Here is a 22,912-nt window from a genome sequence, read left to right on the forward strand (position 1 = left end):
GGGATAGCAAATGAATTTGAAAATTTTTTCTATTATTGTTGGCATATTAATTGCTATTATTGTGATATTAGGTGGAACCTATTATTATCTTTTTGAATATTCAAAACCAAAGAATTACACCTTAAACACCAACACTTACACCGAGCAAAAATCGTATACTAATAACTACGATAATTCCTATTCGCCCTCGATCCAAACCAACAATAGTTCATCAGATATAAATATTAATAACAATACTATCCAAAAGCAAGAAACAAACCCATTAGATGAAAATCAAAGCTTAAATAACAATACATTTAATACGCCAATAAGCGAAAACAATCAAAGCTTAAATAATGACACCAATACAAGTAATAATATTAATACAAATGAAAATAAGCAAATTTTAGATACGGATAAAGAAAAATTAAAACAAGAAAATAAACAAGCCAAAATAGAAGCTCTTAAAAAAGAAATCAGCAAACAACAAAAGATCTTAGAAAGAGAGAGAGCCGTAAAAAAAGAACTTCAATCAAACAAGTCAAACAAAAATAAATATCTAAATACCGCTAGAGAGTATCTAAGCATAGGAAAAAACAGTCGTTTAGAACCTGAACTTAGTACAGAAAATATGAAAGTTTATATTTTAGATGGAAAATTTTTAAGCCAATATAGAATCAATCTGTTAAAAGATATGCTAAGCGTTATACAAGATAATGCAAAAGATTATTATCTAAGTATTTTTGTTAAAATGCTACCAAAAGGGGAAATGAAATTAACTATCTATAACAAAGAAATTATCTTTTCAGATATGAAAAAAGCTTATAAATATATTAGCTTAGATAGATTAAGCCCATATTTAAACAATCCAAAAGAATTAAATGAACATGTAGCACGTGAAGAAATTTTAGAAAGACTTAAACTTCAAATTAAAAAAGATGGCAAAGGAAGTGATTTTTCTAAACATATCAAAAGTTTGAAAACTGGACTTAATACAGCACAATATTTCTTCCCGTTTTGTGAAATTATAGAAATTAGCTCTATTAAATAAGCTAAAACAATAAAGGCAAATAATGTATGATAAAAATTTAGAAAAAGAGTATTATCAAATTTGCGAAGAACGCGGATATTTTGAGATCGATGGCAATAAAACCATACAAGAAAAAGATAAAAATTTCTGCATTATGATGCCTCCTCCTAATGTCACTGGAGTTTTACACATAGGACATGCTTTAACTTTTACTCTACAAGACATTATGACGCGTTACAAAAGAATGGATGGCTATAAGGTTCTTTATCAACCAGGGCTTGATCACGCAGGTATTGCTACTCAAAATGTTGTAGAAAAACAACTTCTTGCTCAAGGCATTAAAAAAGAAGAACTAGGTAGAGAAAAATTTATAGAAAAAGTCTGGGAGTGGAAAGAGCAAAGCGGTGGAAAAATTTTAGACCAAATGAGAACACTAGGCATCACTCCTGCATGGAGTCGCTTGCGTTTTACTATGGATGAAGGTTTGGTTAATGCCGTAAAAAAAGCCTTTGTAGAACTTTATGATAAAAGACTTATTGTACGTGGAAACTACATGATAAATTGGTGTACTCACGATGGCGCTTTAAGTGATATAGAAGTTGAATACAAAGAAAACAAAGGAAAACTTTATCATATTAAATACTTTTTAAAAGATAGCGATGAATTTTTAGTAGTAGCCACAACGCGTCCTGAAACTTTTTTTGGCGATACTGCAGTTATGGTACATCCTGACGATGAACGCTATACTAAATTTGTGGGCAAAGAAGTGATTTTGCCTATAAGTAAAAAAGCCATTAAAATTATAGCTGATGAGCATGTAGAAAAAGAATTTGGAACAGGAGTTGTAAAAGTTACTCCCGCTCATGACATGAACGATTATGAAGTAGGACTTAGACATAATTTAGAATTTATAAGCGTTTTTAATGAAAAAGGAATTTTAAACGAACATTGTTTAGAGTTTCAAGGTTTAGAACGCTTAGAAGCAAGAGAAAAAATCGTAGCCAAACTTGAAAGTCTTGGCTTTATAGAAAAAACAGAAGAACATAATAATCAGGTAGGATATTGTTATCGTTGCAACAATGTAGTTGAACCTTATATCTCCAAGCAATGGTTTGTAAAAAAAGAAATCGCCCAAGAAAGTATAGAAAAAGTTGCACTTGGCGAAAGCAAATTTTATCCAAATCACTGGATAAATAGCTTTAATGCTTGGATGAAAGATTTAAGAGATTGGTGTATTTCAAGACAACTTTGGTGGGGGCATCAAATTCCTGTGTATTATTGCGAATGCTCTCATGAATGGGCAAGCCAACATACGCCTAAAACTTGTCCAAAATGTCAAAGTCAAAATTTCAAACAAGATGAAGATGTACTTGATACTTGGTTTTCTTCAGGACTTTGGGCTATGAGTACTCTAGGCTGGGGGAATGAAAATTGGGGTAAAGATAAAATTTGGTCTGAAAAGGATTTAAAAGATTTTTATCCCAATTCTTTACTCATTACAGGTTTTGATATTTTATTTTTCTGGGTGGCTAGAATGATGTTTCAAAGCACTAATGCCTTACATCAACTTCCTTTTAAAGATATTTATTTACACGCTCTTGTGAAAGATGAGCAAGGTAGAAAAATGAGTAAAAGTCTTGGAAATGTCATCGATCCAAATGAAAGTATTAAAGAATATAGTGCCGATATTTTACGCTTTACTTTAGCACTTCTTGCTATACAAGGACGCGATATTAAACTTAGCAATGATAAACTTTTACAAGTTAGAAATTTTACAAATAAAATTTATAATGCTACAAATTATCTGCTTTTAAATGAAAGTAAATTTGAAGATTTGGAAAATATCACACTTCATTCAGAATTAGCAAAATATATTTATGCCAAATTTCAAACTTGTGTTAAGGATGTAAGAGAAAATTTAGACAATTATCGCTTTAATGATGCAGCCAATACTCTATATAAATTCTTTTGGGATGATTTTTGCGATTGGGGTATAGAGCTTAGCAAAGCAGAAAAATCAAGCGTTAAAGAACTTGGTAGTATTTTCAAAGAAGCTTTAAAGCTCTTAAATCCTTTTATGCCTTTTATCAGTGAATATTTATATCATAAACTAAGCGATACAGAACTTAAAACAAGCCCTTCTATTATGATAAGCAAATATCCAAAATTTAAAGAACAAGATAAAAATATAGAAAAAATCTTTTCTTTACTTATAGAAAGCATAGTTGGTATCCGCCGTGCTAAAAGTTTAATCGATCTTGGAAATTCTAAAATAGAAAAAGCTTATATCAAATTTAACGATAAAAAAATCAAAAATGAAATCAAAGCTTATATGAATTTTATCATGATGCTCGCAAAGTGCGAGCAAATAGAATTTAGTGAAGAAAAATTACCAAAGGCAATATGTGATGTTAGCGAGAATTTAGAAATTTTCATTACGCTTGAAAATGTTGATTTAAGTGGTATTTTAACAAGACTTGAAAATCAAAAAAATAAGCTTGAAAAAGAAAGCTTCAAGCTTAACTCCATGCTTTCAAATGAAAAATTCACTGCTAACGCACCTAAAGAGGTGGTGGAGCAAAATAAAGAAGCTCTAGAAAATTTAAAAATTCAGCTTGAAAAAATATCAGTTGAACTTCAAAATCTAAGAGGTTGAAAATTTGATAAAAATAAAAAATTTAAAAAAATATTATGGCAAGGAACTCGTGATAAACGATGTTTCTTTGGAGATTAAAAAGGGTGAAATTTACGCCATAGTAGGTCATAGTGGAGCTGGAAAATCCACTCTTTTAAGATGTATTAATGGACTTGAGAATTATCAAGAAGGAAGCTTAAAAGTCTTTGATCAAGAAATTAAAGATTTAAGTCAAAAAAAATCAAAAGAGCTAAGAGTGCTTAGAAAAGATATAGGGATGATTTTTCAAAATTTTGCCCTAATGGAGCGCAAAAATGTATTTGAAAATGTTGCTATGCCTTTAAGAACACACTATACTCAGTGTAAATTTCATGCCAAGCTTTTTAATAAAGAATACATGAGTGAAAAAGAAATTGCCCAAAAAGTCAATTCTTTGCTTGAAATCGTAGGACTTGATCATAAAAACAAATCCTACCCAAGAGAACTAAGTGGGGGGCAAAAACAACGCGTTGCTATTGCTAGAGCCTTAGCTTTAAACCCAAAAATTTTACTTAGTGATGAAGCTACTTCGGCTCTTGATCCAAACACTACAAAAAATATTTTAGAGCTTATATCTAAAATCAATACTGAATTTGGGATTACTGTTGTTTTAGTAACTCACGAAATGGATGTGGTAAAAGACATAGCTCAAAAAGCTTTATTGCTTGAACATGGACAAATCATAGGAAGTGGAGCAATTGATGAGCTTTTTTTAAAGCCTAATGCCAAAATGAAAGAATTTTTAGGAGAAAGTGATTTTTTGCCTAAACACGGACTTAATATCAAACTTTACTTTCCAAAAGAAGTTGCCCAAAATAGCGTCATCACTCATATGGCAAGAACTCTAAATATAGACTTTAACATAGTTTGGGGTAAAATAGAAAAACTTAATGGAAAAGCCTTAGGAAATTTAGTTATAAATATAAATGAAAAGGATAAAGACAAGGTTCTTGATTACATAGAAAAAAGTGGAGTATTATGGGAGGTGGCATCATGAATGAAGAAAACATCTCTATCATCAGTGCTTTTTTTGGTAGAATTTCTCAATTTTTTAATGAATTTTCTTGGCAGGATATTAAAGAAGTGAGTTTAAGTTCTATCACAAGTTTCAGTGAAAATTATGAGAACATTTTAAAACCTGCACTTAATGAAACAATTTATATGAGTTTAATGGCTGTACTATTTGGATTTTTATTGGCTATTATTCCTGGAATTTTACTTGCTATTTGGGATAAAAACGGAATTAAAGAAAATAAAATCGCTTATAGCATTTTAGATTTTATTACAAATATACTGCGTGCCTTTCCATTTTTAATTCTTATAGTTGTTCTTTTACCACTTTCTAAAATCATAGTAGGCACCAGCATAGGTACAAATGCCGCCATAGTTCCATTAGCTATCGGAATAGCTCCTTATTTGGCAAAGATGCTTGAAAGTGCTTTTAAAGAAATAGACAAAGGAATCATAGAAGCAGCAAAAAGTTATGGCGCTAGCAATATTCAAATTATCTTCAAGGTTATCTTTAGTGAGGCTCTTCCTGCTATAATTAGCGGAATTACTCTAACTTTAATCTTTACCATTGGTTTTTCTGCTCTTGCTGGAACTGTCGGTGGTGGAGGTTTGGGAGATGTCGCTATTCGCTATGGTTATGAAAGATTTAACAAAGAAGTTATGATTCAAACTGTAGTTATTTTACTTATATTAGTTCAGTTAGTTCAAATTCTAGGTAATTTATTTTATACTTGGGCTAAAAATAGTAAAACTACATATATCATTGCCACTCTATTGATTTTACTTGGAGTTAGTATAGTTATCAATATAAACAATGATGAAAATTTCTTTTGGCAAGCAATTATTTTTATCTTATTTTTAGGAAGTTTGCTTTATAAAGGTTTCAAAAAATAAGGAGATTATATCTCCTTTTAAGATAAATATAAGTTTTTTTAAGTAAAATTTAAAAAAAATTAAAGGAATTAAAATGATGTATCAGATGCGTTAATCTGACTATCAACAAGTTTTTATATGCTTCTTCCTGATAGTCAGAGTGAATTTATTAAGATTAAAGCAAGCACAAAATGACTAAAAAGGAAAAAAATGAAAATCAAATCTTTATTTATAGCAAGTATTTTAACATTAAGTCTTAATGCAAATGCATTAGAAACCATCACAGTTGCAGCAACTCCCGTCCCTCATGCTGAAATCCTAGAACAAGTAAAACCTGATTTAGAAAAACAAGGCTATAAACTTGAAATCAAAGAATTTACGGATTATGTTTTACCTAATCTAGCTGTTGATAACGGAGAAGCCGATGCAAATTTTTTCCAACATACTCCTTATTTGGAAGAATTTAATAAAAACAAAGGCACCAAACTTATCAAAGTAGCTGCCATACACATAGAACCTATGGCTGTTTACTCCAAAAAATACAAAAGTCTAGATGATATTAAAGAAGGGGTTAAAATCGCCATTCCAAATGATCCAACCAATGAAAGTAGAGCTTTAGATATTATTGCAAAAAAAGGTTTGGTAAAATTTAAAGATAAGGCTTTAAAAACACCTCTTGATATTATAGACAATCCTAAAAAAATTAAATTTGTAGAATTAAAGCCCGCACAACTTCCAAGAGCTTTGGATGATGTTGATTTTGCTGTAATTAATTCCAACTACGCTCTCTCTGCAAATCTAAATCCTGCAAAAGATAGCGTATTTATCGAAGATAAAGAAAGCCCGTATGCAAACATTCTTGTTGTAAGAGTGGGACATGAAAACGATCCAAAAATCAAAGCCTTAATCCAAGCTCTACAAAGTGATAAAATCAAACAATTTATCATAGAAAAATACAACGGATCTGTTTTACCTGCTTTTTAATTTTGTCCCTTACCTAGGGACTTTTTTTTAAATACAAAGGAGTTTTTATGAATTTATTTAAAATTATTATACTCGCTTGCATTCTAAATTTATCTAGCCTATTTGCACAAAACATTACTATAGGAGCCACTCCAAATCCTTTTGGTAGCTTACTAGAACTAATGAAAGATGATTTTAAAAACAAAGGGTATGAGCTTAAAATAGTAGAATTTTCAGACTATATTTTGCCCAATCGTGCATTAGAGGAAAAAGAACTTGATGCAAATTTATATCAACACAAACCTTTTTTAGAAGAATACAACCTAAAAAAAGGTTCAAATTTAATTGCAACAACGCCTGTACTTATAGCTCCAGTAGGAGTTTATAGTAAAAAAATCAAAAATTTAGAAAATCTTAAAGAAGATGCTAGAGTTGCTATACCTAATGATGCGACCAATGAAAGCAGAGCTTTAGAGCTTTTAGAGAAAGCAAAATTAATAGAGCTTAACAAAAATACTCTAAAAACCCCATTGGACATAAACAAAAATCCAAAAAAACTTAAATTTATAGAACTTAAAGCCGCACAACTTCCAAGAGCTTTAGATGATGTTGATATTGCTATAATTAATTCTAATTTCGCACTTGGAGCCGGTCTGAATCCAAGTAAAGATACTATTTTTAGGGAAGATAAAAATAGCCCTTATGTAAATTATGTTGTGGTACGCTCAGAAGATAAAAATAGCGAAAAGACCAAAGTAATTGATGAAATTTTAAGAAGCGATAAATTTAAAGCCATCATTAATGAACATTATAAAGATATATTAATCCCAGCTTTTTAGGAGTATAGCATGAATATTAAAAAAATATTTTTAAGTGTTTTATTTACAATTAGCCTTAGTTTTGGGGCAGATAAAACCATAATCATAGGTGCAACACCAACGCCTTATGCTGAAATTTTAAATTTCTCTAAACCCTTATTTCAAGAAAAAGGTTGGAGGTTGATAGTTAAGGAATTTAATGACTATAATATACCTAATATCGCTTTAAATGAGAAAGATTTAGATGCAAATTTATATCAGCATAAACCTTTTTTAGATGATTTTAATACCCACAAAGGAACAAATTTAAGTTCTTTAGGTGCTATTGTTTTAGTTCCTATGGCTATATATTCTAACTCCATAAAAGATATAAAAGACATTCCTAATGGTGCTAAAATCGCTATACCTAATGATGCTACCAATGAAAGCAGAGCCCTTGATTTACTAGCTAAAGCAAATTTAATAGAATTTAAAAGTCAAAACACCCTTAAAACCCCTATTGACATAAGTAAAAATCCAAAAAAACTTAAATTTATAGAGCTTAAAGCCGCACAACTTCCAAGAGCCCTAAATGATACTGATTTGGCTGTTATTACCACAAACTATGCTCTTGGAGCAGGTTTAAACCCTTTAAAAGATGGTATTTTTATAGAAGATAAAGATAGTTTATATGCTATTGTTTTAGCTGCAAGAAAAGGTGAAGAAACAAGTCAAAAAAGTCTTGTTATTAAAGAAATTTTAACAAGCGATAAAATTAAAAATTTTATCATAGAAAAATATAAAGGCTCTGTTATCCCTACTTTTTAACTCTATACAAAGCCTTCTAAAGGCTTTGTTAAACTTATAAAAGCTAAAATACTATTTATTGCATTATAATTCTTAGGATAAAAATGAAAATTATTTTTTTAACTTTTTTTATTGTGATAAATTATATCCAAGCAGCTAGTTTAGAAGAAATCAAAACAGCACTAGCTAAAGAATTTAGAAATAATTTTCCTAAAATTATAATTTCTCAAATTGATTTAAAAATAACATCATTGCCTAAAGATTTTGATCAATATGAATTTCTAAGAATCGCTAATGGGCGTTTTAATCAAGCACAAGGCTTTTTAAGGGCTGAATTTAAAACTCCGCAAAATATACAAAAAAATGTATTTTTTAGATATTTCATTCAAGCAAATTTAGAAGTTTTAAAAAGCGAACGCGCTATAAAAAGAGGAGATAAACTTGGAGCTTTTGACTATAAAAGCGTATTGATTGATTTTGATAAAGTTCCTTTAAATGCCTTAACCTTAGATGATGTAGATAATCTTGTAGCTAAAAGCAATATTAACAAAAACGCCATTTTAAGAGCAAATATGTTTAAAACCACAGCTTTAATACGCCGAAATGATCCTATAATCGGAGTTTTAAGTGAAGCAAATGTTGATGTTTTAATCGAACTTGTGGCTTTGCAAAGTGCAAATATGGGCGAAAGGATTCGTGCAAAAAACAAAGAAGGTAAAGTTATGCAAGGCATCGTAGTGGGTAAAAATAGGATGATTATACAATGAAGGTTTTATTAGGAATTTCTGGTTCAAGCAGTGTCAATTTAGGCTTAAAATTATTAAAAAATTTAGAAAATCAATGCGAACTTTATTGTATTTTAACTCAAGGTGCAAAACTTAGTTTCAAAGCTGAAAATGAAGCAAATTTAGAAGAAATTTGTCAAGAAAATTTTAAATACACTCATTTTTTAGATGATAAAAATTTAAGTCTAAGTGTAGCAAGTGGATCTTTTGGAATAGAAAAAACTATCATTGCTCCTTGTTCGATTTCAAGTTTAGCAAAAATTCACGCTGGTTTTGCAGACACTCTTTTAATGCGTGCTGCAGCAGTGGCCTTAAAAGAAAGAAAAAAACTCATCTTAGGCGTACGTGAAATGCCTTTTTCTACTTTAAATTTAGAACATATGTTAAAACTTAGCCAAATGGGAGTTATTATCGCACCTCCTATTATCGCAAGTTATTCTAAAGCAAACAATCTAGAACAAATGGAAAATTTTATCGTAGGTAAATGGCTAGATCTTTTAGAAATAAAACACAATTTATATGAAAAATGGCAAAATTTTTAGTTTAAATTTGTTATATTTTTAAAAAAAATTGGAGCAAAAATGACTTGTTTATATCCTGGGACTTTTGATCCTATTACCAACGGACATTTGGATGTTATCAAACGAGCTTTAAAAATTTTTGATGAAGTCATCGTTGCCATAGCAAAAAGTGAACATAAAAAACCTTGCTATGATTTAGAAAAACGCAAAGAACTAGCCCTGCTTGCAACACAAAATTTAAAAAATGTTAAAATCATTGCTTTTGATAATTTACTTGTAGATTTAGCCAAAGAATTAAAAGTTAATACTATAATCCGTGGACTTAGAGCGGTGAGTGATTTTGAATACGAATTGCAAATTGGCTATGCAAATCACGCACTTTGGGAAGATATGGAAACCATTTATCTTATGCCAAGTCTAAAACATGCTTTTATTTCAAGTTCTATTGTTCGCTCTATAGTAGCACATGGGGGTGATGTAAGTTCTCTTGTTCCAAAAGAAATTCTACCTTTTTTAAAGGATCAATCTTGTATGTAGTTTTTGAAGGTATTGACTGCGTAGGAAAAAGTACGCAAATTTCACTTTTAAAAGAAATTTATAAAGACGCCATTTTCACACTCGAACCTGGCGGAACAGAACTTGGAAAACATTTAAGAGAAATTTTACTTAATAAAACTCATCCTATTAGCAAAAGAGCTGAACTCTTGCTTTTTTTAGCTGATCGTGCTCAACATTTTGAAGAAATCTTAAAAACCAATCAAAACAAACTCATTATTAGCGATAGAAGTTTTATTTCAGGCATGGCTTATGCCAAAGATTTTGAAAACGATTTGCTTTTTGCTTTAAATAGTTTTGCTTTAGAAAATTTTTTTCCACAAAAAATTATCTTTTTAAAAGGAGATGTAAACCTTATCCAAGAACGTCTCAGTCAAAAAGAACTAGATAGCATAGAAAAACGTGGCATTGAGTATTTTTTAAGCATACAAGATAAACTCGAAAAAGTGCTTTATTTTTTAAAAGAAAAAATTTCTATAGAAATTTTAACACTTGACGCAAAAGAAAGTAAAGAAAAATTACACCAACAAATAAAGGAATTTTTACAATGATTAACGCTTTAAAAGGAATGAAAGATTTATTAGATAAAGATGCATATTACTATGAAAAAGTGATTAAAATCTGTGAAGAAGTAGCTAAAAACTATAGCTTTACTTTTATCAACACACCGCATTTAGAACTTTGCACCCTTTTTAAAAGAAGCGTAGGAGAAAGTTCTGATATAGTAGGCAAAGAAATGTATGAATTTATCGATAAAGGCGAAAATCATGTTTGCATGCGTCCTGAAGGAACTGCTGGGGTGGTGCGTGCCTATATAGAAAAAAAACTCGATAAAAACACTAGTGTGAAAAGATGGTTTTATCATGGTTCCATGTTCCGCTATGAAAGACCCCAAAAGGGACGCTTAAGAGAATTTCATCAATTTGGCGTTGAAAGTTTTGGAAACGCAAGCGTTTATGAAGATGCAAGTATTATTTTAATGTTAGTAGAAATTTTTTCACGCTTAGATATTAAATTTAGACTACTGATTAACTCTTTAGGTTGTTTAGAATGTATGCCAAAATATCGTGAAAATTTGATACATTTTTTAGATAGCAAAAAAGGTTTTTGCGAGGATTGTTTGCGTAGAAAAAACTTAAATCCCATTCGTGTTTTAGACTGTAAAAATGAGCATTGTCAAAGCTTACTTAATGATGTTCCGCTTTTAAATCAAAATTTATGCTCATCTTGCCAAAAAGACTTTGAAATTTTACAAAGCGTTTTAAAAGAAAACGGAGTGGATTTTGAAGTGGATTCTAAACTTGTTAGAGGGCTTGATTACTACTCTAAAACGGCTTTTGAATTCATTAGCGATGAAATTGGTGCAAAAGCTGCTATTGCTGGGGGCGGAAGATATGATAGACTTATTGAATACCTTGATGGAAAAAGTGGTTTTGGTGTAGGTTTTGCCATGGGTATAGAAAGAATTATAGCTATTTTAGAACAAAAAGAAGAAAAGGTTCAAAGAGAAGGAATTTATCTTTGTGCTATGGATGAAATTTATATCCAAAAACTTTTGCATATCGCTACAAATTTAAGAAAAGAACATAAAGTGCTTTTAAGCTATGAAGCAAGAAAACTAGCTAAACATCTTGAAAACGCGGATAAAAATAATGCTGAAATTTTTCTTTGTATGGGAGAAAATGAAGCACAAAATGAAAGTTTGTTTTATAAAAATTTAGCAAAAAAAGAAGAAAAAATGATTAAAATTTCAGACTTAAAGAAGGTTTTATAATGGATTATGGTATTGATATTTGGGGAAATGAAAATTTCATTATCAAAAATGGTAAAGTTTGTATCAATCATGAGAAAAAACCTGCTATTATTGATATAGTTAAAGAATTAAGAGATGATGGATACAAGGGACCTTTACTTTTAAGATTTCCTCATCTTATTCAAAAACAAATTGAAAATATTTACGGAAATTTCAATAAAGCAAGAAAAGAATTTGGCTATAAAGGAGGATTTAACGCTGTTTATCCTTTAAAGGTAAATCAATACCCTGGTTTTGTAAAAAATCTTGTAAAGCTTGGAAAAGACTATAACTACGGACTTGAAGCAGGTTCTAAAGCAGAGCTTTTACTCGCTATGGCTTATAATAATGAAGGTGCACCTATTACAGTAAATGGCTTTAAAGATAGAGAACTTATCAATATAGGCTTTATCGCAGCTGAAATGGGACATAATATCACTTTAACCATAGAAGGACTTAATGAACTTGAAGCTATCATAGACATAGCCAAAGAACGCTTTAAACCCAAACCAAATATAGGCTTACGTGTGCGTTTGCATTCTGCTGGAGTTGGAATTTGGGCAAAAAGCGGTGGGATTAATTCTAAATTTGGACTTACATCCACTGAACTCATAGAAGCAGTAAATTTACTCAAAGAAAACAAACTTTTAGAACAATTTACCATGATTCACTTTCATCTAGGCTCACAAATTACCGAAATTCATCCTTTAAAAAAAGCCTTAAACGAAGCAGGAAATATTTACACAGAACTTAGAAAAATGGGAGCTAAAAATCTAAAAGCTATCAATCTTGGTGGCGGTTTAGCTGTGGAATACTCACAATTTAAAAATGAAAAAAGTAGAAATTATACCTTAAGGGAATACGCTAACGATGTAGTTTTTATCCTAAAAAATATAGCTGAACAAAAAAAAGATTTAGAGCCTGATATTTTCATAGAAAGCGGACGTTTTGTAGCAGCCAATCATGCTGTTTTAATCGCTCCTGTATTAGAACTTTTTTCTCAAGAATACGCAGAAAACAAACTCATACTTAAAAAACAAAATCCAAAACTTATCGATGAGCTTTATGATCTTTATAAAAGCATAAAACCTTCCAATGCTTTAGAATACTTGCACGATAGCATAGATCATTTAGAGAGTATTCTAACTCTTTTTGATTTGGGCTATGTGGATTTACAAGATCGTTCCAATGCTGAAATTTTAACTCATTTGATTACGAAAAAAGCCATCTTGCTTTTAGGCGATAAACAAAATCCTGCGGATTTACTTGCCATACAAGATGAAGTGCAAGAAAGGTATTTGGTAAATTTTTCACTCTTTCAAAGCATACCCGATTTTTGGGGCTTAGAACAGAATTTCCCCATCATGCCCCTTGATCGCTTAGATGAAGAACCGACTCGAAGTGCAAGTATTTGGGATATAACCTGCGATAGCGATGGAGAAATTTCATATTCTAAAGATAAACCTTTATTTTTACACGATGTAGATGTAGAAAAAGAAAATTATTTTCTAGGGTTTTTTCTTGTAGGTGCCTATCAAGAAGTACTTGGAATGAAACACAATCTTTTTACTCATCCCACTGAAGCTATTATAAGTATCAATGAAAAAGGCTATGAAGTTGAGGGGATTATAGAAGCACAATCCATACTTGATGCCTTAGAAGATTTAGACTATGATATACACGCTATCATGGATATACTTAATGAACGCATAAGTAATTCTAAGCTTGTCAATGACAAGCAAAAAAAGCATATTTTAGGTGAACTTTATCTTTTCTTAAATGATAATGGTTATTTAAAAAGCATAGGAGTTTAGATGAATTTTTGGGGTATTATAAAAGAAGATTTTTCTCAACCAAAGGTGCAAGATCCAGCTTTTAATTCTTCTATAGAACTTTTTTTTAATTACCCTGGAGTATGGGCTGTAGTAAATTACCGCTTTGCACATTTTTTTTACATAAGAAATTTTAAACGCATTGCTAGAATGATTAGCGGAATTTCCCAATTTTTAACTGGAGTAGATTTACACCCTGGTGCAGAACTTGGAAGGCGTGTTTTTATAGATCATGCCAATGGAGTGGTTATAGGCCAAACAGCAATCATAGAAGATGATGTTTTGATTTATCAAGGCGTTACTTTAGGCGGAACAAGTCTTGAAAAAGGCACTAAACGTCATCCAACCATAAAAAAAGGAGTGATCATAGGTTCAGGCGCAAAAATACTTGGCAATATCACCATAGGAGAAAATGCCAAAATAGGCTCAAATGCTGTAGTGGTTAAAGATGTAGGTGCAAATTTAACTGCCGTTGGAATTCCTGCTTATATTATCGAAGAGCGTAAAAATAAAAACATTAGAGCCATAGATGCAAATTGCGATGATAAATTAGAAAAGCTAGAAAATAAAATTTTAGAACTTGAAAATCTTATATTAAAACGACCTGAATCACAAAAATAATAATTTTTATAATACATAAAATTATATGTATTATTATGCGTATTAATTTTTCCTAAAAATTAATACAAATTTTCACATTTATTGAATTTTATAACTCATTTTTAAATTAAATTTATTACAAAAATGCAATTTTCTGCTAAAATTAAACAAAAATTATTAAGGATTGAAAAATGCTTACAAAAAGATCTCAAGTTTTAGAAGAATCTATCACTTTAGCTATCACCGCACTTGCCAATGAACTTAAAGCTAAAGGCGAGGATATCATTAGTTTTTCAGCAGGCGAACCTGATTTTGACACACCGCAAACCATCAAAAATGCCGCTATAAGTGCTATTGAAAAAGGATGTGGAAAATACACTGCTGTTGCGGGAATTCCTGAAGTATTAAAAGCTATTCAAATCAAATTTAAAAAAGATAATAATCTTGATTATGAAACAAGCGAAATTATCACCAATGTAGGCGCAAAACACTCTCTTTTTGAATGTATAGAATGTTTAGTAGAAAAAGATGATGAAGTCATTATCCCTAGTCCTTACTGGGTAAGCTATCCTGAAATGGTAAAATTTGCAGGTGGAAAACCTGTATTTATAGAAGGCTTAGAAGAAAATGGCTTTAAAATTACCGCTGAACAATTAAAAAAAGCTATCACAGCTAAAACCAAGGTTTTAATGCTAAATTCTCCTTCAAATCCTGTGGGATCGATTTATTCTAAAGAAGAATTAACTCAAATTGCTAAAATTCTAGAAGGAACGCAAATTACTGTTTTAAGTGATGAAATGTATGAAAAACTTCGCTATGATGGTTTTGATTTTGTAGCTTTTGCAAGTGTAAGCGAAGACGCTTTAAAACGCACTGTGACCATTAACGGACTTAGTAAATGTGGAGCTATGCCAGGATGGCGTTTTGGCTATATGGCAAGCAAAAATAAAGCCCTAATTTCAGCTGTTAAAAGACTTCAAGGACAAAGCACTTCAAATATTTGCTCCATTACTCAACATGCAGCCATTCCTGCTTTAAATGGAAAATGTGATAAAGATATAGAAAAAATGCGTCAAGCCTTTGAAAAACGCCGTAACTTAGCTTTAGATATGCTTAAACAAATCCCAAATATCAGTGTTTATAAACCAGAAGGTGCTTTTTATCTTTTTGTAAATATACAAAAAATAGAAAAAGATTCTATGAAATTTTGCCAAAAATTACTTGAACAAGAAAAAGTTGCCGTTGTTCCAGGCATAGGTTTTGGCACGGATGGATACTTTAGACTTTCTTATGCCACAAGCGATGAACTCATCGAAAAAGGTTTAGAAAGAATAGCAAATTTCATTGCTTCTTATTAAGCCCTAAAGCCTTAAAATTACTTAAGGCTTTTTAAGCACAGCATTTACTCTTTGAATACTATCTGATTTATTTAAACTCAATCTTATTATAGAATTTTCTAATCCACCTAAAGAATGCGCTACATTTGCCTCTAGGCTTATCATATCTAAAGCATTTAATTCAAATTTTTCCTTTTCCACTTCAAACCAAATTTTACCGCTTAAAACTTGAATATGTATAGCAAAAGGAGCTTTATGCTCTTTCATCACACTATCTTTAGCTAATAAAATTTGAATTTCTTTACCTTTTTCATTGTCAATTAAAACATTGATTTTTACTTCTTTTGGGCTAAATTCCGCCCTATTCCATTGAATAATTTTCACAAAATCTCCTTTTTTAGTTTTATAAAACTATAGCAAAAACCAAAATATAGATTATAAACTTGTGTTAATTTATCCTTCTTTTCACCAAAAATCCTGTTTAAATTTAGCCCTTATTTCATAAGCCTCGCCCATTTTTGGTGTGATAAGGGGTAAATCTAAATTTTTATAAAGAAATTTTACTACTTCATTCCACGCGTGAGTTCCTGCTAAAAATCTCCCCCAATGTATAGGCATGACAGCTTTTGCATTAAGATCTTTTGCTTCTTTTAAAATTTGCTCAGGAAAAGAGTGCGAATATGGCCAAGCGATATTAAACTGTCCACTTTCAAGACAAGCTAAGTCAAAACCTCCAAAATACTCACCTATTTTTTTAAAATGTGTAAAATACCCTCCATCTGCACTAAAAAACACTCTCTTACCTACACTTAAAAATTCCATCACAAAAGAAGCCCAAAGGGTTTTGTTTTTACCATCTCCCCTACTTGAACTGTGTTGTGCAGGTGTTGCAATGATTTTTAAATCATCAAATTCTATTCCACTCCACCAATCAAGCTCTATGATTTTTTTCTCACTCACCCCATAACTTTTTAGATAATTTCCCACTTTTAAAGGAGTAATAAAAATTTTAGCCTTATCTTTTAAAGCTTTTACACTCTTAGCATCTAAATGATCAAAATGCGAATGCGTGATAATCACAGCAAAAATTTTATTAAAATCATTTACATTATAAACAGGAGCATTTTTAAAAGCCTTGTTGATAAAAAAAATAGGCGAAGCATGAGTGTTAAAAATAGGATCAATCAAAATTTTATATTCTTTAAAACTTATAAAAAGCGAAGAATGTCCAAGCCAAGCAATATGCGAGGTGCTAAAATCACTCAAATCAGGCTTAAAAAAAGGCAATTTAAAAGAAGGAATGGCGTTTTTTGGGTAAAGATAATAATACCTCAAAATTTCTTTAAAAGACACTTTAGGAGTTATAAAACTTTGCTCGTTTTCATTAAGAAAAAATTCATATTTTCTACCCTGCACTTTTTTAGCTTTTGATCGTTGCGCATTAGAAATATCAAAGGTTTTAAATGATAAATTCAAATTTTTCCTTTTATGTTTATCAAGATTATATCTAAAAAGTTTTTAGACTAATTTTATTTTATTGCTAAGTTTTTAGTTTGCTTGTGTTAAAATAAGTAAATTAAATACTAGGTAAAATGATGCAAAAAGAGAATTATAATTCAAGAAATTGATTTTATATTTGAACAAACTAAAGGCGAACTTGTGCAAGCTTTAAAAAATGAAACCAAACAAAAAGCTATTTTCATGTCCCTAATCAATATTAAAGAAACAATAAAAAATATTCAAGATAGCGAAGATACTGAAGTTATGGTAATTTTTCGCGAAGAAGATATGAAAAGACTCTCAAAAAGTAGAAATATTGCGGCTCATAATAGTCAAGCTATGGATTTAAATATCGTAACAAACCTTATTCGCTATGATTTGCCAAAGCTCAAACAAAATATTGTTAATTTTAAAAATAATCCACATAATTTCAATTTTATTTCAAAAGAAAAAAACACCAAGAAAAAAATACTAAAACCACTGGAAGTATTGATTATTTTTTTATTTATATGTATTTTATCTTGCATTGTTTTTATCACCTACTTTTTACTTAATAAATCTTCTAAAAATATAAGACAAGAAAATTCTTCGTATAGCTTTCATACAAACTATTTTTATTCCCTAGAACCTTTTACTCTTAACCTATCACAATCTGGCAGACAAAAATATATACATTGTGCTATTGATTTGGAATTAACAGGTAAGATTTCTTCAGAAAATTTTACAAGAATTTTGCCTGTTATTAGAGATATCATTATTCAAACCATTCTAGCAAAAGAAATACAAGAAAATGAATTATCTGATTTTAAATTAGAACTTCAAAGAGAATTGCTTAAAAAAATCAATGAAAAATTAGGTAGTAAGCTAATAAAAGGATTATATTTTAAAGATTTTGTCATTTCCTAAAAATTTTTAAAAAATTTTCAAGCCTTTTAAAAAGGCTTGAATGAAGATTTTGAAAGATTACTCAACTTCAGCGTCGATTACATCGTCATCTTTTTTCTTTTTATCGTTCGCTGCATTTGGCTCATCTTTTTTATACATATTTTCAGCTAACTTATGAGAAACTTCACTTAAAGCTTTCATTTTGCTTTCAATCTCTTCTTTGCTTGCATTTTGATTTTTCAAGGTCTCGCGCAAATCATCAAGAGCCTTTTGGATATTTTCTTTATCAGCAGTGGCAACTTTTTCACCCAACTCACTTAAAGATTTTTCTACTTGATGAGCCAAGCTATCAGCTGCATTTCTAGCATCTACAGCTTCTTTGCGTTTTTTATCTTCTTCTTTGTGAAGTTCAGCATCTTTTACCATGTTGTTAATTTCTTCTTCGCTAAGTCCGCTTGAACCTGTGATTTTGATCTCTTGAGCCTTACCTGTTGCTTTATCTTTTGCACTAACAGTTAAAATACCATTTGCATCGATATCAAAAGTAACTTCGATTTGTGGCATACCGCGTGGTGCTGGTGGAATTCCTTCAAGATTAAAATTTCCTAAAGATTTATTATCACGACTAAATTCTCTTTCCCCTTGTAAAACATTGATAGTTACAGCACTTTGATTATCTTCAGCGGTTGAGAAAACTTGCTCTTTTTTAGTTGGAATAGTTGTACCTTTTTCGATAATCTTAGTCATTACCCCGCCTAGAGTTTCTATACCCAAAGAGAGCGGAGTAACATCAAGTAAAAGCACATCTTTTACATCACCTTTTATAACCGCACCTTGAATCGCCGCACCAATAGCCACAACTTCATCAGGATTTACAGACTTGTTAAGATCTTTATTAAAGGCTTTTTTCACTTCTTCTTGCACTAAAGGAACACGAGTAGAGCCCCCTACCATAACAATTTCTTTAATCTCATCTTTTTTAAGACCTGCGTCACTTACTACTTCATTGATTTTAGTGATGGTTTCAGCCACTAAAGAATCAATCATACCTTCAAATTTAGCTCTAGTAAGTTTTTTAACCAAATGTTTTGGCCCACTTGCATCTGCTGTGATAAATGGTAAATTAATTTCAGTTTCATTAGCTGAGCTTAATTCTTTTTTAGCATTTTCCGCTGCTTCTTTCAAGCGTTGTAAAGCCATAACATCATTTTTAAGATCTATGCCTGTTTCATCTTTAAATTCATTAGCTAGAAAATCTATAAGTTTATTATCAAAATCATCGCCACCTAAGAAAGCATTACCACCCGTTGCTAAAACTTCTACTACATTATCGCCAGTTTCAAGCACGGTAACGTCAAAAGTTCCCCCACCTAGATCATAAACCACGATTTTTTCACTATCTTTTTTATCAAGTCCATAAGCTAGAGCTGCTGAAGTAGGCTCGTTGATAATTCTTAATACATTAAGTCCTGCTATTGTTCCTGCTTCTTTTGTCGCTTTTCTTTGCGCATCGTTAAAATATGCAGGCACAGTAATAACCGCATCTACAACACTCTCGCCTAAGAAAGCTTCAGCATCTTCTTTTAGTTTCATTAAAACTTTTGCTGAAATTTCTTGCGGAGTATAAATTTTACCTGCGATCTCAATCGCACAAGCACCATTTCTTTCAGTGATATGATAAGGAAGTCTTGTTTTAGCTTCTTTGGCCGCGTCTTCATTGATCATCAAACCCATAATTCTTTTAATAGAATAAATAGTTTTTTCAGGGTTAGTCACCGCTTGGCGTTTTGCACTATCTCCTACTAAAACCTCGCCTTTATCTGTAAAAGCTACCACAGAAGGAGTTGTATTTTTACCTTCTTTATTTGGGATTACTTTACTCTCACCACGTTCATACACAGCAACACAAGAATTGGTTGTTCCTAAATCTATACCTATAACTTTACTCATTTTTTATCCTTTTTATTAAAATTTATTTTGCTACACTAACTTTAGTTGGGCGGATTACGCGATCGGCTATTTTATAGCCTTTTTGAAGCACGGTAACCACTTCACCACTTTGATGATTTTCACTATCTACATGAAACATTGCCTCATGTAAATTTGGATCGAACTCTTTTTCTTCTTTAATAAGAGCCACTCCATGCTTTTCAAGTTTTTTAAGAAACAAATCTAAAGTGTTTTGCACTCCTTCTTTGATTTTTAAGCTAATTTCATCATGGCATTCGACATTGATAGCTGCTTCTAAAGCATCTAAAACATCAAGCAAATCCTTTGCAAAGCTTTCATTTGCATAAGCCATAGCACTTAGCTTTTCTTTTTCCATTCTTTTTTTAATATTTTCAAATTCAGCGTTTGCACGCATAAATTTGTCTTTTAATTCATCATAGTCTTTTTGCAATTTGTTTTGCTCAACATCTTCGATATTTTGCAAATTCTCATCTTGCAAATGTTCAGAATTTTCTGCGTTTTCGTTTTCAAATTCTTGCTTTTGCTCGCTCACGCCGCCTCCTTTATGTATTGTAATATTTTTTTATAATCCGTATAAACACTACCTGCTAAGATAATATTTACATCTTCGCCCAAAAACTGCGCATCCACCTTAAGCCCCATAAAACCTTCTTTAAATAAAGGTTCAAATTCAAGACTTTCTTTAAAATAACGATGAACTCCGCAATCTAAGAGCTTAACAAATTCATCATTTTGATAAATTTGATAAGCTCTTTCTTCATTACTTCTATAGCAAATCAAATTTTGTCTTAAGCTAGCTATTTTTTCTACAAGATCCATAAAATGAACTCTCAAAGCTATTTTTTCTATACTAAAAAGATCTAATCCTATAAGACTTTGTAAAAAATTCCATGCTTCTTTTTCATATTTTAAAACGAGCTCTTCTTCTTTAAAATCAAGCACTATAAACTTAGCATTTAAATCAAGCACTTCTTTAAGTACTAAGCTTCTACCACCATAAACAAGACAATAAATTTCAAATTCTTTGCTCAATTCTTTTAAAAAATTCTCACTTTTGATATTGATATCTTGATCTTGTTCTTTTTTCCAAAAACTTTGCCAGTAATTTTGCATTGTCAAAATAGTAGGAATTCTACCACTACTTATATGAAGCTGAGTGATCAAACCCTCGTCGCTAAGCCTTTTAAGATAAACGCGTATAGTTGAAGCAGGGATGCAAAGATTTAAATTCAATTCATTTGAACCAATAGGAGCATTATCTAAAAGATAAGTTTGGATGATGGAATCTAAAATCAAATCCTTTTTATCTCGGCTTTTCATAGCTCTTTCCTTAAATTTTTAGCACTCTATTTTTTGATTGCTAGAAGTATTATACAACATTGAGTGTTATTTTGTCAAGTATAAATATAAAAAATATACTTAATTTTATTTAGTCTATATGACTAAACTTTTATTAGTTATTTTTTATAAAAATACAATATATCAAAATAAAAAATAACAATACACTTTACAAGATAATTATAAAAACTAAGCCCAAATTTTAATTAAATCAGCTATTTTTCCATAACTTGTAGAATTTGTATCAAAATAAGTTTGCTTCATTTCGTTGACAATTTCACTAAGATTGTTATAATTAAGTTTAGTTGCATCTTCAGGTTTTAAACCTAGCATTTTTGCACTTCTTTGTTTGAATAAATCAACAAAACCTTCATAGAAAATTTTAAATTTATCCAGATTAAAAACAAGTTTTTTATTACCAGTTTCTTTATCTTCAACTTCATCAAAAATTTTATCAGATAATTGCATTTTAAGTAGAGATTTTTCATCTTCACTTAAATCATCATATTTTACACCTTTACCTAATTTATCCAAGATATCTTTAATTTCTATTGTATTAGTTTGATTAAATTTAGTTAAAGTTAACATACCTACACTTTCAGTCCATCCAGAATTTGGAGCTTTGGTTTTTACTGCTTGCATGCCAGTTTCGCTAAAACTAAGCTTCCCATTAAAATCTCCATCTTTTCTTATCATTTTATCAAGCTCTAAACCTATAGTTCTACCAGCATAATCTGTATCCTTGGTATCATCTGGGCGCATTTCTCTAAAATCTTTTTCAAAACCAAATAGAGTATCCACGCTACCATTTAATTGTGTATAAGATTGCACAAAAAGTCCTAAATTTGTTTCCTGTGCTACAAAACCACTTTTCGTATCTTCAAGTTCATAATCTTCTAAATATCCATCATTATTTCTATCACTAGCCACATAAGCTCTAGTATATGCTATATCAGCATACCATCCAGACACGAAATTTTCAGCTTTTCCACTTAATATATATGATCCATCAAGTCTTTTAGTCATATCTTCTTTGTCAAATTCAATCCCCATTTTATTAATAGCTGTTGAACTTAAAGCACTACGAACGAGTTTATTTGTAATAGGATCTCTAAAATATATAGTAGTCATACCTCTTTCAGCTTTTTTTACTTTATCACTTACCTTTTGATTGAAAACTTTTTCATCTTCTAATCTTTGAAGCATAGTTTGAGCTACATCTGTTTTTTGCTCTTGAAATGAAGAGGAATTTTCGTCTTTTTCATTAAGAATATTTGGTTTTAAATTCAACTTAAAAGATTTGTATACACTAGCTTGCTGAGAAGATTTAGATATGGGTTGAAAATGATTAAGAAATTTTATAAAATCCATTTTGATGCCTTCAAATTTTCGACATCTTTTCAAAAATATTGCTAATATATTTTATTTAATTTTAACTTATAAAATTTTAAATTTTATCCTCTATTATTTTCCAAACCCCTAAAAACACCCTATTCTCTTAAAAACCTTAACCAGCAACAAACTCTTTTTTAAACACGATTCTAAGCACCATCTAAAACAACAATAAAAATAAACATAGGATTTATATATAAAGTAAGCAATGAAGACATTTAACAAGTCCGCAATGAGCTACTTTCCCCCTGCCAGTAAGGCGTAGTATCA

General features: G+C 30.6%; 22 protein-coding genes. 16 read left to right on the forward strand and 6 right to left on the reverse strand.

The features are described from left to right. The first annotated feature begins 10 nt into the window (after positions 1-10). From AJN58_RS05790 to AJN58_RS05860, 15 genes are all read left to right on the forward strand, one after another. A complete protein-coding gene (locus AJN58_RS05790; protein WP_002861422.1) occupies positions 11-1,030 on the forward strand; it encodes a hypothetical protein in 1,020 nt (339 codons plus the stop codon). Between the two features lie 22 nt (positions 1,031-1,052). Beyond that, the gene (locus AJN58_RS05795) at positions 1,053-3,665 is read left to right on the forward strand and encodes a valine--tRNA ligase (RefSeq protein ID WP_070275166.1); all 2,613 of its coding nucleotides are present in this window, start codon (positions 1,053-1,055) and stop codon (positions 3,663-3,665) included. A 4-nt stretch (positions 3,666-3,669) separates the two neighbouring features. Then, positions 3,670-4,680: a methionine ABC transporter ATP-binding protein gene (locus tag AJN58_RS05800; RefSeq protein ID WP_070275167.1), complete on the forward strand. Its 1,011-nt coding sequence runs from the start codon at positions 3,670-3,672 to the stop codon at positions 4,678-4,680. Beyond that, on the forward strand, positions 4,677-5,588 hold the full coding sequence (locus tag AJN58_RS05805) for a methionine ABC transporter permease (protein ID WP_044780307.1): 912 nt from the start codon (positions 4,677-4,679) through the stop codon (positions 5,586-5,588). The genes AJN58_RS05800 and AJN58_RS05805 overlap by 4 nt, the downstream gene beginning before the upstream one ends. 189 nt (positions 5,589-5,777) lie before the next feature. Next, on the forward strand, positions 5,778-6,551 hold the full coding sequence (locus AJN58_RS05810; protein ID WP_002872575.1) for a MetQ/NlpA family ABC transporter substrate-binding protein: 774 nt from the start codon (positions 5,778-5,780) through the stop codon (positions 6,549-6,551). Positions 6,552-6,598: 47 nt separating this feature from the next. After that, positions 6,599-7,369, forward strand: a complete 771-nt coding sequence (locus AJN58_RS05815) for a MetQ/NlpA family ABC transporter substrate-binding protein (RefSeq protein WP_070292071.1) — start codon at positions 6,599-6,601, stop codon at positions 7,367-7,369. Positions 7,370-7,378: 9 nt separating this feature from the next. Then, the gene (locus AJN58_RS05820; RefSeq protein WP_070233309.1) at positions 7,379-8,155 is read left to right on the forward strand and encodes a MetQ/NlpA family ABC transporter substrate-binding protein; all 777 of its coding nucleotides are present in this window, start codon (positions 7,379-7,381) and stop codon (positions 8,153-8,155) included. An 83-nt stretch (positions 8,156-8,238) separates the two neighbouring features. Continuing rightward, positions 8,239-8,901: a flagellar basal body P-ring formation chaperone FlgA gene (gene flgA / locus AJN58_RS05825; protein WP_002852578.1), complete on the forward strand. Its 663-nt coding sequence runs from the start codon at positions 8,239-8,241 to the stop codon at positions 8,899-8,901. Next, entirely contained in the window at positions 8,898-9,461 is a 564-nt protein-coding gene (locus AJN58_RS05830) for a UbiX family flavin prenyltransferase (RefSeq protein ID WP_002871446.1), read from the forward strand. Before flgA ends, AJN58_RS05830 begins: the two co-directional genes overlap by 4 nt. A 39-nt stretch (positions 9,462-9,500) precedes the next feature. Then, on the forward strand, positions 9,501-9,977 hold the full coding sequence (coaD, locus tag AJN58_RS05835) for a pantetheine-phosphate adenylyltransferase (protein WP_002852633.1): 477 nt from the start codon (positions 9,501-9,503) through the stop codon (positions 9,975-9,977). Further along, positions 9,968-10,546, forward strand: a complete 579-nt coding sequence (tmk, locus tag AJN58_RS05840; protein ID WP_070233308.1) for a dTMP kinase — start codon at positions 9,968-9,970, stop codon at positions 10,544-10,546. The genes coaD and tmk overlap by 10 nt, the downstream gene beginning before the upstream one ends. Further along, the gene (gene hisS, locus AJN58_RS05845; RefSeq protein ID WP_070233307.1) at positions 10,543-11,769 is read left to right on the forward strand and encodes a histidine--tRNA ligase; all 1,227 of its coding nucleotides are present in this window, start codon (positions 10,543-10,545) and stop codon (positions 11,767-11,769) included. The genes tmk and hisS overlap by 4 nt, the downstream gene beginning before the upstream one ends. Next, positions 11,766-13,601 (forward strand): biosynthetic arginine decarboxylase, encoded by a 1,836-nt coding sequence (gene speA, locus AJN58_RS05850; RefSeq protein WP_032595244.1) that lies wholly within the window; start codon positions 11,766-11,768, stop codon positions 13,599-13,601. Before hisS ends, speA begins: the two co-directional genes overlap by 4 nt. After that, positions 13,602-14,240, forward strand: coding sequence for a serine O-acetyltransferase (gene cysE, locus AJN58_RS05855; RefSeq protein ID WP_070233306.1), 639 nt, complete (start codon positions 13,602-13,604; stop codon positions 14,238-14,240). Positions 14,241-14,410: 170 nt separating this feature from the next. After that, a complete protein-coding gene (locus AJN58_RS05860) occupies positions 14,411-15,577 on the forward strand; it encodes a pyridoxal phosphate-dependent aminotransferase (RefSeq protein ID WP_070233305.1) in 1,167 nt (388 codons plus the stop codon). A 21-nt stretch (positions 15,578-15,598) separates the two neighbouring features. On the opposite strand, the gene AJN58_RS05865 is transcribed toward AJN58_RS05860, so the two are convergent. Beyond that, a complete protein-coding gene (locus AJN58_RS05865; protein WP_044794551.1) occupies positions 15,599-15,940 on the reverse strand; it encodes a cupin domain-containing protein in 342 nt (113 codons plus the stop codon). A gap of 81 nt (positions 15,941-16,021) precedes the next feature. Further along, the gene (locus AJN58_RS05870) at positions 16,022-17,032 is read right to left on the reverse strand and encodes an MBL fold metallo-hydrolase (protein WP_070233304.1); all 1,011 of its coding nucleotides are present in this window, start codon (positions 17,030-17,032) and stop codon (positions 16,022-16,024) included. Positions 17,033-17,179: 147 nt separating this feature from the next. Between AJN58_RS05870 and AJN58_RS05875 the strand changes: the two genes are divergently transcribed. Beyond that, the gene (locus AJN58_RS05875; RefSeq protein ID WP_410002398.1) at positions 17,180-17,962 is read left to right on the forward strand and encodes a flagellar basal body-associated FliL family protein; all 783 of its coding nucleotides are present in this window, start codon (positions 17,180-17,182) and stop codon (positions 17,960-17,962) included. Positions 17,963-18,019: 57 nt separating this feature from the next. Here AJN58_RS05875 and dnaK read toward each other — a convergent pair whose 3' ends face one another. The 4 genes from dnaK to AJN58_RS05895 form a co-directional block, all read right to left on the reverse strand. Beyond that, a complete protein-coding gene (gene dnaK / locus AJN58_RS05880; protein ID WP_002861408.1) occupies positions 18,020-19,891 on the reverse strand; it encodes a molecular chaperone DnaK in 1,872 nt (623 codons plus the stop codon). A gap of 22 nt (positions 19,892-19,913) precedes the next feature. Then, the gene (gene grpE, locus AJN58_RS05885; protein ID WP_070233303.1) at positions 19,914-20,444 is read right to left on the reverse strand and encodes a nucleotide exchange factor GrpE; all 531 of its coding nucleotides are present in this window, start codon (positions 20,442-20,444) and stop codon (positions 19,914-19,916) included. Continuing rightward, a complete protein-coding gene (locus AJN58_RS05890; RefSeq protein WP_070233302.1) occupies positions 20,441-21,232 on the reverse strand; it encodes an HrcA family transcriptional regulator in 792 nt (263 codons plus the stop codon). Before AJN58_RS05890 ends, grpE begins: the two co-directional genes overlap by 4 nt. 207 nt (positions 21,233-21,439) lie before the next feature. Beyond that, a complete protein-coding gene (locus AJN58_RS05895; protein WP_070233301.1) occupies positions 21,440-22,621 on the reverse strand; it encodes a hypothetical protein in 1,182 nt (393 codons plus the stop codon). Positions 22,622-22,912 lie beyond the last annotated feature (291 nt).

The sequence above is a fragment of the Campylobacter sp. BCW_4321 genome, from assembly GCF_001763075.1.
Lineage (GTDB): Bacteria > Campylobacterota > Campylobacteria > Campylobacterales > Campylobacteraceae > Campylobacter_D > Campylobacter_D jejuni.